Below are 11702 nucleotides of genomic sequence, written 5' to 3'. Positions count from 1 at the left end.
TCCGGCAGCTCCGCGAACAGCCCCCGGAACCGGGTCGCCTTCGCCAGCAACGCGAGTAGATCCGGCGTCCGCGCAGGCTCGTCCGTATACACGCGCGCCATCGGACCACTCAGCTGCCCGGTCCGCGCGTGCCACCGCCCGGCCAGGTGCTCCCACAGCCGCTCGACGATCCACCGCGCCCCGGCGACCGCCTCCGGCTCGTCGATGTACTGGGCGATCGCGGCGATCGCCTCCAGCGTGATCGTCCAGTACCCGGCGCTGTTGTACTCCGCGAAGCTCCCGGCCGTCTCGATCTGCTCCCGCAGCCGCCCGACCCGGCGTACGGCGTACTCGGTCAGCTCCGCGTCCTTCAGCAGCTGACCGGCGGCCAGCGTCACGAACGTGCCCTTCGCGGCGATGTTCGTGTAGCTCATCGCGACGTTGCGCCGGATGATCGACCGGGCCGCATGCCCGAGCGCCGTCCGCACCGCCGACCGGGTCGCCTCGGACAGCCGCGCCTCGTGCCGGAACAGCACGAACGCCAGCTCCCGCCCGATGAAGTCCGCCCAGTTCCAGTCCGGCGGAACCATCCGGTCGAGCGGCTCCTCGTGGTAGTAGCTCCAGATCCCGTACGTCGCGGACGCGTCGTCGACGTCCTGCTCCGCGAGCACCCGCAGCAGGATCTCCTCGGCGAGCGGCACGTCCGCGGCCGCGCCGGACTCGAGCAGCACCAGCGCGTACACCACGCTCTCCCGGTGCGGGTGCCGGAGGCCGCTCCAGATCCGGGTGTGGATCGGGTTGTACTTCGCTTCCTCTGCGATCAGCCCGACCGCCGCGTCGTACGCCTGGTCACCGGCAACCCGGGCCAGCCGAATCAGCTCGGCGTCGAACTGCTCGTCGGAGTGGTGCACGATCTGTTCCTCCTGGTGGGGATGGGCGATCAACCGCCGGCGACCTGGGACGCCTTCTGCAGCTTCTGGCGGATCTTGTCGCCCACCACCCCATCACGCCCGCCCCTGCACAACCTCCGTCACCCTCCACCCCGACCCACCCGGCGACCCGCCCATCTACCCCCGGCAGGGTCGTTTGAGGGGTAGATGGGCGCCGCCGGCTAGGGCGCGGGGGGCTAGTGCCAGGTGGAACGGAGTGGCCAGGCCGTGAGGGTGGTTGAGGAGGTCCCTTGGTCGGCGAAGGCGGTGATGCCGCGGCTGGTCGGGTCCGGGAAGATCTGGTCGGTGAGGGTTACCTGACCCTGGTCGGCGAAGACCTCGACGGAGGAGCGGTCGACCAGGATGCGCAGGGTCAGTTCGCCGTTGACGAGATCCAGCGGAGCGCTCTTCACATCGGCGAACGACGGGCTGAAGCCGACCGCCCCGGAGTGCGTCCGGTCGACGTACAGCTTCTTGCTCCGGGTGTCGTAGCCGATCTGCGTGTACTGCGTACCGCCGGCGCGCACGTTGAGGCCGAAGCGCTTGGCGGTACCGGGGCGGAGGGTGGCCTGGATCTCCAGGGTGTCGCCGTTCAGGGCGAGCGGCTTGGTCCCGTTGGTCGTCGCTTTGATGTGGACGGCCGGCCCGCGCAGAGAGGTGATCGCGGGGACGGGTTGCTGGGCCAGTTGGACGGTGCCGTTGATGGTGCGGAGCGAGAGGTCGCGGGGGAAGGTCGTCGCGCCCTGCCAGGGGCTCGTCGGGACCTGGCCGGCGTACGCCCAGTTGCTCATCCACGCGATCCCGACCCGCTTCCCACCGGTCCCGTTCCAGGTGTTCGCGGCGTAGAAGTCGCTCCCGAAGTCCATCCAATGCGCACGTTCGTTGGTACTCGACGCCGGAGAATCACTCAGCCGGAAGTCGTCGGCGAGCACATGCCCCCACCCTCCGCTGTTGTGGTCCACGACCTCCAGGTGCGCCCGGTGGCCGATGAGATCCTGCAGATCCCAGGACGTCCAGTCCAGTACTTCGCTGTTCGCCCCGGTCGCGGACCGGACCACCTTGCCATCGACCACCAGGTTGACCCCGGTCTGTACGTCCCACGGCTTGGCCGGACTGTCGGCGAGCAGGATGTCGCCGACCATCAGATGACCCCACCCGGAGGTGCCGGTGTTGTCGTCGACGACCTGCACCTGTGCCTGCTTGCCCTGGTACGCGCTGACGTCCCAGTTGTTCCACGTCAGGTCCGGCGCATTCGGCCCGGTCGCGCTGGCGACCACGTTGCCGTCGACGAGCAGGTTGACCGCGGTCGGGTTCGGCTGTCCCCACGGATGGTTGCCGCCGGCCACCTGCAGGTCGATGTACGGGCGACTGATCGTGAAGACCGGCGACGTGATCGTCCCGGTCCCGGCGTCGCCGGCCGGCGTGAACGTGTCGAGCACCTGCGGGCCGAGCTGGTTCGGCAGGCTCGACGGTGTCGGTCCGGCGCCGGCGAAGGAGCCGGTCGCGGTCCACCCGGCGCCGTACGTCGATCCGGAGAAGTCCGCGAACACCTCGCCCGGCGGCAAGGTGCCGAACGGTGTGGCGCCCTCGACGTACGGGTGCTGCCCGCCCCCGATCGCGAAGTTCAGGTGCGGCTTGGTGATCGTGAACTCCGGCGAGCTCAGCGTCCCGGTGGACCGGTCCCCGCCGTTGTAACTGTTGACCAGATGCGTACCGACGTAGCCGGACACGGCCTGCTGATCCGGCAGCGTACCGCTCGCGGGCGCGGTCCCGAAGGCATCGCCGGTCGTCGTCCAGTCTCCGTAGCTCCCGGACTCGAAGTTCTCCAGCGGTACGCCGGCCGGCGGCGTGTACGTCGCCGGCCCGTCGGGCGTGAACGTCGTACCGTCGAAGGTTCCGACGAAGTACTGCACCCCCGTGCTGCCGACGCTGACCGACAGCACCCACCGAACCCGTCCGCCGTCGACGCGCAGCGGGAACAGATCCGGCATCTCCCACACCCCGCTGACCGAGCCGAACGGCCCGAAGTCGCTGAGGTGCTTCCACTGCTTGAGATCCGGCGACTCGTAGACCGATACCTTGTGCTGGTCGGACAGCGTGATCACCATCCGCCAGTCGTGTGCCGGCTCGTACCAGAAGACCTTCGGATCACGGAAGTCCTTCGATCCGAGGTCGAGGACCGGGTTGCCGTCGTACCGGGTCCAGCTCTTGCCGTGATCGGTGCTGTAGGCAAGGGATTGCGCCTGGATGCCGGAGCCTTCCTGGACGCTCGTGTACATCGCGACCATCGGCGGGTTCCGGACGGTCCCGAAGCCGGTGGTGTTGTGCGTGTCGACGACCGCACTGCCGGAGAAGAACGCGTTGCTGCCGGCGTCGCGTTGCGGTCCGGTCACCGGCAGGTTCTGCCAGTGCACGAGGTCGGTACTGGTCGCACCCTCCCAGGTGCCGTAGCTGTACAGGTGATACTGGCCGTTCTCGTAGACGAGGCCGTTCGGATCGCCCATCCAGCTGTGCGGAAGGCTGAAGTGAAACTGCGGCCGGTAGGGCTCGGTATAGGCACCGGCGGCCAGGCTCGTGGCCAGGACAAGGGACAGCGCCGTGCGGAACATGGAGACTCCTGTCAGCGGTCGAGGGTCCAGAAGTGGGCGTTGGGCGGTGCTTCGACGTGCCAGGTGGGTGGTGTGGTCGGGTAGACGCGCGTACTGAGGACGCGGCCGGAGCTGGTGAAGACCTCCAGCACGGAGCCGTCGAGGAAGATCCGGGCCGCGGGACGACCGGAGGCCGGGTCGAAGGCGTCGGAGACCTGCATCCGGTCGCGGTCGGCGTACGGCGACCGGCTGGCCTCGGTACGGTCGATCGTCAGCGTGTCCGCGTCCAGCTCGATCACCACCCGCTCGTGCTCGCCGAAGTGGATGATCACCCGCCCGGATCCATCCGGTACGGCGATCTCGCACTGCCCGCCCGTCGTACAGCCGTCGGCCGGTACGCCGGGACCGGTGCGAAGCGTGTCGACCGTCGGAATCGGCGCGCTCCGCAGCGACGAGTCGGCGCCGAGCCGGACGACCCGGGGCAACGAGATGACGCCCGCCCAGTCGTCCCAGCCGTCGCGGTGACGCCCTTCGGTCAGCCAGCCGAACAACAGCGGGCCGAACCGGCTGTCGCGCATCGCCGAAGCGGCGTAGAAGTTCGTCCCGTGATCGACCCGCTGTGGTGTCACCGGTAGATCGACGTCGAACGACAGCACCGCCGCGGGACCGCCCTCGGGCGACCACGACGCGACGACCGCGATCCGCCGATTGTCGATTGTCAACAATTGCGGGCATTCCCACGCGGCGCCGGTGTCCTCGCCGCCCACGACCCCGCGGGGCAGCTCGGCGAGCGGGCCGACGTACCTCCAGTCCCGCAGGTCGCCGGACCGGTAGAGCAGGATGCTCGCGCCGCGCCCGGCGTACCCGGCGCCGACCGCCAGCCACCAGCTGCCGTTCTCCTGCCAGACGAAGGGATCGCGGAACATGATCGCGTCGTCGACCGGATCCGGGATCACCTGGCGCGCCGGCCCGAACGACCTGCCGCCGTCGTCCGACACCGCGGTCAGCACGGACTGGTACGGGCGTTCGTCGATCCGGCCGGAGTAGAACGCGCGGATCCGCCCGTCGTCGAGGACCGTGTTGCCGGACCAGCAGCCGTCGGTGTCCGGCCCGCCGGGCTCGGGCGCCATCGCCGGGCGGTGCACCGTCCAGCGCACGTAGTCGGTCGACGTCGCATGCCCCCACTCGACCGGTACGTGGGTGTCCACCGTAGGCCGCGACTGGAAGTACAGGTGCACGTCGTCGCCCACCTCGATCGGCCCGTTCGGGTCGTTGAGGTAGCCGCGCGGCGGCCGGAGGTGGAACTTGGGGCGGAGGTGTGCCGCCGTACGGGCGTGGGTGTGGACCTGGGTCAACGGGATGCTCCTGCCGTGATGCCTGCGATGAAGTACCTCTGGGCGAAGATGAACAGCACCACGCTCGGCAGGATCGCCAGCACGACGCCGGCCAGCACCACCGAGATCGAACCGGTGCCGAGGTTCCCCTGCAGGCCGACGAGACCGAGCGGCAGGGTGAAGTTGTCCTGCGACTGCAGGAAGATCAGCGGCCGGTAGAACTCCGCCCAGAAGCCGGAGAAGTTCAGGATCGCGAGCGTGGCGATCGCCGGGCCGGCCATCTTGGCGTAGATCATCAGGAACGTCTGGAAATGCCCGGCACCGTCGATCCGCGCGGCCTCGCCGAGCTCTCGAGGCATCTGCATGAAGTACTGCCGCATCAGGAACGTGCCGAACGCGCTGCCGAGCGCGGAGACCACCAGCGACAACGGGCTGTCCGAGAGTCCGAGGTACCGGATGATCACGAACACCGGGATGATGATCGTCTGCAGCGGCACCATCATGGTGGCCAGGAAGATCCCGAAGATCACCGACCGTCCCGGGAAGCTGACCATCGCGAACGCGTACCCGGACAGCGTGCAGGTGACGGTCTGCCCGGCGACGATCAGCCCGGTGACGAGCACGCTGTTCACGAAGAACCGGCCGATCGGGATCCGGTCGAAGACCGCGCTGTAGTTGGAGAAGTCGGGGTGCAACGGCAACCACTGCGGCGGGTTGCCGAACGCCTCGGCGGGCGTGCGGAGCGAGGTGGTGACCGTCCACAGCAACGGGCCGAGGGCAACCATCGCCGCGACGACCAGTACCACGATGCCGGTGATCCGGCCGATCCGGGCGAGGCTCATTGGTAGAACACCAGCTTTCGTGCCGCGAGGAACTGCAGCCCGGTGATCACCAGGATCGCCGCCAGCAGCACGATCGCGATCGCCGACCCGTACCCGAACTGCAGGTTCTGGAAGCCCTTCTGGTACATCGAGATCGTCACCGTGGTGGTCGCCGACCCGGGGCCGCCCTTGGTCATGATGTAGGGCTGGTCGAACAGCTGCATGGCGTTGATCAGGGCAACCACCGCGGCGAACAGGATCGTTGGACTGATCAACGGAATCTTGATCCGGAACAAGGTCCGCAACGGCCCGGCGCCGTCGATCTGGGCGGCCTCCAGTACGTCGGTCGGCACCGACATCAACGAGGCGACGAACAGTACGAACGTGAACCCGACCTGCTGCCAGACCGCGATCAGGACGATCGTGCTCGCGGCCGCGAAGCCACTGGTCAGCCACGGTACGTTCGGGATCCCGAGCAGGCCGAGGTAGTAGTTCACGACGCCGAACTTGTAGTCGAACAGGTAGCCCATGAAGATCGACACGGCCGCCGTCGACGCCAGCAACGGCAGGTAGAACACGGTCCGGAACAACGTCCGTACCCAGACGAGCTTGCGCTGGTTGACCAGCACCGCGAGCGCGAGGCCGATGGTCAGCTGCAGTACGACGATCGCGAGCGCCATCCCGAGCGTGACGCCGAAGGACTTCAGCACCGGCCCGTCGTTGAACAGCTGCTGGTAGTTCTTCAGGCCGACGTACTGCGGGGACGAGATCACGTCCCAGGAGAAGAACGACAGCCCGAGCGACGCGACGATCGGGATCGCGGTGAAGACCGCGACGAACAGCACCGACAGCGCGATCATCGCGAACCCGAAGCGTCCCTCGCCGTGGGACGCCGGATGAGTGCGCCGTTTCACGACGGCCTTCGGCACGGCGGCGGTGACGGCGGACATCAGCTCGCCCCCGCGGCCTTCTCGAGATCCGCCTGCAGCCCGTCCAGCGCGGCCTTGGCGTTACCCGACGAGATCGCCTGCGTGGTCCGCTGGTTCAGCGCGGTCGCGAGCGCGTTGTAGTACGGCGGGGCCGGGATCGGCGCGGTGTCCGGGTGCTTGGTCAGCGTGTCGTAGAAGACCTTCCAGTGCTTCGGCCCGGTCTTGGCGTACCGCGCGGCCGTCACCAGAGACTTCCGGCCGGGAGTGGTCACGTTGCCCGGGAAGACCAGGTCGAACGTCTCCGGCTGGACCAGCAGTTTCAGGACCTCCCAGGCCAGGTCCTTCTTCTTCGACGACTTGAAGATCGCGTACCCGCCGGCGCCGAACAGGTGCCGCTGGCTCTTCCACTTCGGGAACATCGTGACGTCGAAGCTGCCGTTCTTCATCCCGGCGTTGGCCAGGCCGCCGGCCCAGAACCCGCCGCCGATCGACATCCCGATCCGGTTCGACGCGAACAGGCCCTGGAGCGTGCCGCCACCGCCGACGTCCGGCGACGGCGACAGGCCCTTCTTGGTCAGCTGGATCATGTAGTCGAGCGCCTCGACCGTGGCGTCGGAGTTGGCCGTCGGCGTGCCCCACTTCCAGCCGCCCTTCCGCCCGGCCGCGGCAGCGTCACCGGCGTACGCCTTGCTCCACAGCCAGTCGCCGCCGTCGTACTTGCCCTCCTCGAGCAGGTTGGCGTTGTTCGCGTACATGAACGACGTCCAGCTGCCCCACAGGCGGACCACCCACCCGAACGCGTTGATGCCCTTGAACTTGGCGATCTTGGTGGCCGCGGACTCGAAGTCGTCGAGCGTCCAGGTCTCGCTCGGCGGTACGACGCCGGCCCGCTGGAAGAGCTCGGTGCTGTAGAACATGTTGCCGGCGTTGAAGCTGTCCGGCAGCTCCCACAGGTGGCCCTGGTACATCATCGACTCGATCAGCGCGGGGTGGATGTCGGCGAAGTACCCCTTGAGCGCCGTCAGGTCCTTGGTGACGTAGTCGTCGAGCGGGATCGCGAGCTCCTTGGACGCCATCAGCTGCAGCCCCTCGGTCGCGACGCTGATGATGTCCGGCGGGGTGCCGGCCGCGATCTGGGTCAGCACCTTGGCCAGGAAGTCGTTCCAGTCGGTGCCGTTGATCGCGGAGATCTCGAACTTCATGCCGGCGTCGAGCTTGGCGATCTGCGGCTGCAGGCGGTTCTGCAGCTGGGTCGCGGCCGCCTGCTCGCCGAAGTACAGCATCTTCAGCGACTTGGACGAGCTGCCGCCGCCGTTGCCGCAGGCGGCCAGATCGGCCAGCGCGGCGAGGCTCAGACCACCGGCTCCGGCCTTCAGCAGAGTACGGCGGGCAAGTGTCCCGCCGGGCGGATGAATACCTGACATGGTTCCTCCTTGACCGCTCGGGCGGTGCTTCGAACGGCCGCCCAATACGTATTGACTCGGGACCGTAGCAGCGGCTTAGAGTGGGGTCAATACGTATTGGGCCGAACTGTGATAGTTAATTAGCGGCGGCGACGAGGCCGCCGACCGTTAAGGGGGACCGATGCCGAAGAAGCCATCCGGCGGGCCGAGGCGGGTCACGATGACCGACGTCGCCCGCCGCGCCGGGGTGTCCCAGCCGACCGTCTCGTTCGTGCTCAACGACCGCCGCGACGTCGCGGTCGCCGAGGAGACCCGGCGCCGGGTGCTCGAGGCCGCCGCCGAGCTCGACTTCGTGCCGAACCGCGCGGCCCAGCTGCTCCGCTCGAACCGGTCCTTCACGATCGGCGTGGTGACCAGCGGGATCGTCTCCCAGCCGTACGCCGGTCTGATCGTGCTCGGCCTGCAACAGGTCGTCCAGCCGGCGGGATACGTATGCATGGTCGTCGACACCACCGGCGACCCGGGGCAGGGCGACGACGCGGTGGCCAGCCTGGTCGCGCAGGGCGTCGCCGCGATCGTGTACGCGTCGCTCTCGCCGAAGCCGTTGCACCGCAGCCCGCGGCTCGACGGGATCCGGACGATCTTCGTGAACTGCTGGCCGGAGGAGGGGCACGCCGACACGGTGCTGCTCGCCGACGAGTACGCCGGCGGGCGCGCGGCTGCTGCGTCCGTGTTCGAGCGCGGGCACCGTGAGGTCGCGTTCCTCGGCGGCATGCGCAACGACTACGCCTGCAAGGAACGCCGCCGCGGGTTCGACGACGCCGCCCGGGAGGCCGGTCTGCGGCCCGCGGATCTGGTGCACCGGTACGGCAACTACCAGATCGGATCCGGGTACGACCTCGCGACCGAGGTGGTCGTCGAACACAGCTCGACGGCGCTTGTCTGCGGCAACGACCGGATGGCGATCGGCGCCCTGCTCGCCCTGCACGCCCTCGGCCTGGACTGCCCCGACGACGTCAGCATCGTCGGCTTCGACGACCAGCCCGACGTCGCCGACCAGGTCCGCCCCGGCCTGACCACCGCGGCCCTACCCCACCTCATGCTCGGCCGCCGAGCCGGCGAACTGGTCCTCACGGCCCCCGAGGAATCCCCCGCCCGCGAAACCATCCCCTGCAACCTCATCGAACGAGACTCCGTCACCACCCCACCCCACCATCCAACCCCGCGCGACGCGGGTGCTCCGCCGGCCGCGCCCACCGCGCCCAGCCGGGGTCGGCGCGGGGAGCGGAAGTGATCCACTGGCGGCCTGCGGTGGGGTTTGTTGGTGACGTGATCCCGTTCAGTCACGACGGTCGGGTCTGGTTGTTCTACCTGTTGGACGAACGGCCGGACGACCCGACCGCCGGCCCGCACGGCATGCCCTGGGCGTTGGTGTCGACAACGGATTTCGTGCACTACACGGACCACGGCGTCGTACTGCCGGCCGGCGACCGGGATGCGGTGGATTTCGACTGCTACACAGGCAGTGTGGTCTCGGACGGATCTCGGCTGCACCTGTTCTACACCGGCCACAACCCGCGGCGCGGTGCACCCGACGGCGCGTACCAGGTCGTCTGCCACGCAGTGAGCGACGGCGACCCGACCCACTGGACCAAGCTCCCCGACCACACCTTTGGCGCCCCCAACGGTTTCGTACCGCAGGACTGGCGCGACCCGTTCGTCTACCGAACCGCCCCGGACCAACCATGGCAGCTGGTCCTCGCCGCACGCTACGCAGACGCCCCGGACCGCCGAGCAGGTGTCGTCGCGCGCCTGACCTCCACGGACCTGGAGCACTGGGAACTCGCCCCGCCACTGTGGGAACCACACCGCTACATCACCCAAGAATGCCCAGACGTCTTCCACTGGGGCGACTGGTGGTACCTCGTGTACTCCGAGTTCAGCGACGCCTTCCAAACCCGCTACCGCATCGCCCGCGGCCCCGACGGCCCGTGGCTGGCCCCGCCCCGCGACACCGTCGACGGACGAGCGTTCTACGCCGCGAAGTCGGTGGACTTCAACGGACGCCGCTTCTTCATCGGCTGGATCCCCACAAAACAAGACGATGCGTGGCAGTGGGCCGGCGACCTCGCCGTACTCGAAGCCCACCAGGAGCCCGACGGAACGCTGGCTTTCGGACTACCGTCCGAGATCGTCGCGGCGTACAACGACCCGGCGGACGTGAGCCTGATCCCACTGGACGCCGCAGCCGCCGAACCCGGCCAAGGAGCCACCGACCGGTACGCCGCGTGGATCGGCGACGCCGTACCGCCCCACTGCCTGATCACGCTGACCGTCGACGTCGCGCCGGGCACCCACGCGTTCGGCCTCCTGCTCCACACAACCGAAGACGGCGAGCAGGCCACCATCCTCCGCCTCGAACCCCACCACAACCGTCTCGTCCTCGACCGCTGGCCCCGCGGGCGCACCGGCCCCGCCCAATGGCAGATCCACGGCGACGTCCCCCACGCCGTGGACCTGGAACGCCCCTGCCCTCTCCCGCCCGGCCGCCACACCCTCCAGGTCCTCCTGGACGGCCCAACCGCACAGGCGGTGGTGGACAGCCGCGTCGCCCTCAGCTTCCGCACCGAGTCGGCCGGACGTATCGGACTGTTCGTCACGGACGGCGCTCTGGACGCCGTGGAGCTTCAAGTGGCCTTTCCCGGGAGTTAGATTGCAGCGCCTCGTCGCCCAATCCTGGAGGTCTGCTGTGCGTCGTCTGAGTGTTGTTCTCTCGACAGTCCTTGCTGCTGCTGGTCTCGTTGTGGTCCATCCACCGGCGGATGCTGCGGTGACCGCCGCCAGTAGCGTGCACCGGGTCGGAGCCGAGGACTTCGCCGATCCCGGATTCGCCCACTTCGGTTCGAGGTACTACCTGTTTCGCACGGGCACCGGCTTCGGCAATCGCTCGACGACATCGACCGGCTGGTCCGCGATCCACAATTCCATGACGGCGATCCCTGCCTGGGTCGACCACGCCAAGCCACTCCTCTGGGCGCCGGACGTCTTCCAAAGCGCCGACAGCCACGGCGCGCTGTACGTCATGTACTTCACCGGTGAGTCCGCCTCCCGCCATGTGCACTGCATCGGCGTCGCCACCTCCCGCAACCCCGCCGGCACCTACACCCCTGGCTCGAAGCCCGTCGTCTGCTCGCCGTGGGTCTCACGCGGGTACGAGGCGATCGACCCAGCGGCGTACCGCGCCAAGGACGGCAAGCGCTACCTGATCTACAAGAGCGACTACAGGAACGCCTCCGGCTTCCAGATCCGCGCAGTCCAGATGGACACCCAAACCGGTACGCGCGTGGTTGGCAGCAGCATCGCCAAGATCGTCAGCTCCACCAAGATCGAGGGCCCGTCCGTCATCGCCCACGGCGGCAAGGTCTGGCTCTTCACGTCCCGCGGCGACTACATCAACTGCTCCTACAACACCGACGCCTGGTCCGCGAGCTCCTTCTGGTCGGGCCACTTCACCCGGGTCAAAACCCTGATGACAACCGCCGCCACCAGACTCTGCGGCCCCGGCGGCGCCACCGTTATCAACGTCGGCACCACCACCCGCATCGCCTTCCACGCGTACGTCGACGCCAACCACGACGGCATCAAGGACTCCAACACCCGCCAGGCGTACACCGGCGTCCTGAAGTGGGACGGTTCGGGCCGCCCGTACCTGGCCTGAT

9 protein-coding genes are annotated in these 11702 nt (G+C 68.4%); 3 read left to right on the top strand and 6 right to left on the bottom strand.

Annotated elements, in window-relative coordinates; all coding sequences use genetic code 11:
- The 6 genes from VFF46_RS00715 to VFF46_RS00690 form a co-directional block, all read right to left on the bottom strand.
- Positions 1-923, bottom strand: a 923-nt coding sequence (locus VFF46_RS00715) for a hypothetical protein (RefSeq protein WP_325034988.1), incomplete at its 3' end; no start/stop codon positions are given.
- Positions 924-1105: 182 nt separating this feature from the next.
- Positions 1106-3517 (bottom strand): GH32 C-terminal domain-containing protein, encoded by a 2412-nt coding sequence (locus VFF46_RS00710; protein WP_325034987.1) that lies wholly within the window; start codon positions 3515-3517, stop codon positions 1106-1108.
- Between the two features lie 11 nt (positions 3518-3528).
- Positions 3529-4851 (bottom strand): glycoside hydrolase family 32 protein, encoded by a 1323-nt coding sequence (locus tag VFF46_RS00705; RefSeq protein WP_325034986.1) that lies wholly within the window; start codon positions 4849-4851, stop codon positions 3529-3531.
- Positions 4848-5672, bottom strand: a complete 825-nt coding sequence (locus VFF46_RS00700) for a carbohydrate ABC transporter permease (RefSeq protein ID WP_325034985.1) — start codon at positions 5670-5672, stop codon at positions 4848-4850. Before VFF46_RS00700 ends, VFF46_RS00705 begins: the two co-directional genes overlap by 4 nt.
- Positions 5669-6601 carry a sugar ABC transporter permease gene (locus VFF46_RS00695; protein WP_325034984.1) on the bottom strand — a complete coding sequence of 311 codons (933 nt, stop codon included), beginning with the start codon at positions 6599-6601 and terminating at the stop codon, positions 5669-5671. Before VFF46_RS00695 ends, VFF46_RS00700 begins: the two co-directional genes overlap by 4 nt.
- Positions 6601-8004, bottom strand: a complete 1404-nt coding sequence (locus VFF46_RS00690) for a sugar ABC transporter substrate-binding protein (protein ID WP_325034983.1) — start codon at positions 8002-8004, stop codon at positions 6601-6603. The genes VFF46_RS00695 and VFF46_RS00690 overlap by 1 nt, the downstream gene beginning before the upstream one ends.
- Positions 8005-8164: 160 nt before the next feature.
- Between VFF46_RS00690 and VFF46_RS00685 the strand changes: the two genes are divergently transcribed.
- The 3 genes from VFF46_RS00685 to VFF46_RS00675 all read left to right on the top strand — a co-directional run bounded on the left by VFF46_RS00685 (position 8165) and on the right by VFF46_RS00675 (position 11701).
- Positions 8165-9277, top strand: coding sequence for a LacI family DNA-binding transcriptional regulator (locus tag VFF46_RS00685; protein WP_325034982.1), 1113 nt, complete (start codon positions 8165-8167; stop codon positions 9275-9277).
- Positions 9274-10695 carry a glycoside hydrolase family 32 protein gene (locus VFF46_RS00680; protein ID WP_325034981.1) on the top strand — a complete coding sequence of 474 codons (1422 nt, stop codon included), beginning with the start codon at positions 9274-9276 and terminating at the stop codon, positions 10693-10695. Before VFF46_RS00685 ends, VFF46_RS00680 begins: the two co-directional genes overlap by 4 nt.
- A gap of 118 nt (positions 10696-10813) precedes the next feature.
- The gene (locus tag VFF46_RS00675) at positions 10814-11701 is read left to right on the top strand and encodes a glycoside hydrolase family 43 protein (protein WP_325034980.1); all 888 of its coding nucleotides are present in this window, start codon (positions 10814-10816) and stop codon (positions 11699-11701) included.
- Position 11702 lies beyond the last annotated feature (1 nt).

The organism is Kribbella sp. (assembly GCF_035655035.1).
Classification (GTDB): Bacteria; Actinomycetota; Actinomycetes; order Propionibacteriales; family Kribbellaceae; genus Kribbella.
Note: the sequence above shows the minus strand (reverse complement) of the source record. Positions and strands in the feature narration are given on the sequence as shown.

Coding starts and splice junctions, on each gene's coding strand:
- VFF46_RS00685 (WP_325034982.1), top strand. CDS start 8,165: ATGCCGAAGAAGCCATCCGGCGGGCCGAGGCGGGTCACGATGACCGAC.
- VFF46_RS00700 (WP_325034985.1), bottom strand. CDS start 5,672: ATGAGCCTCGCCCGGATCGGCCGGATCACCGGCATCGTGGTACTGGTC.
- VFF46_RS00710 (WP_325034987.1), bottom strand. CDS start 3,517: ATGTTCCGCACGGCGCTGTCCCTTGTCCTGGCCACGAGCCTGGCCGCC.
- VFF46_RS00690 (WP_325034983.1), bottom strand. CDS start 8,004: ATGTCAGGTATTCATCCGCCCGGCGGGACACTTGCCCGCCGTACTCTG.
- VFF46_RS00695 (WP_325034984.1), bottom strand. CDS start 6,601: ATGTCCGCCGTCACCGCCGCCGTGCCGAAGGCCGTCGTGAAACGGCGC.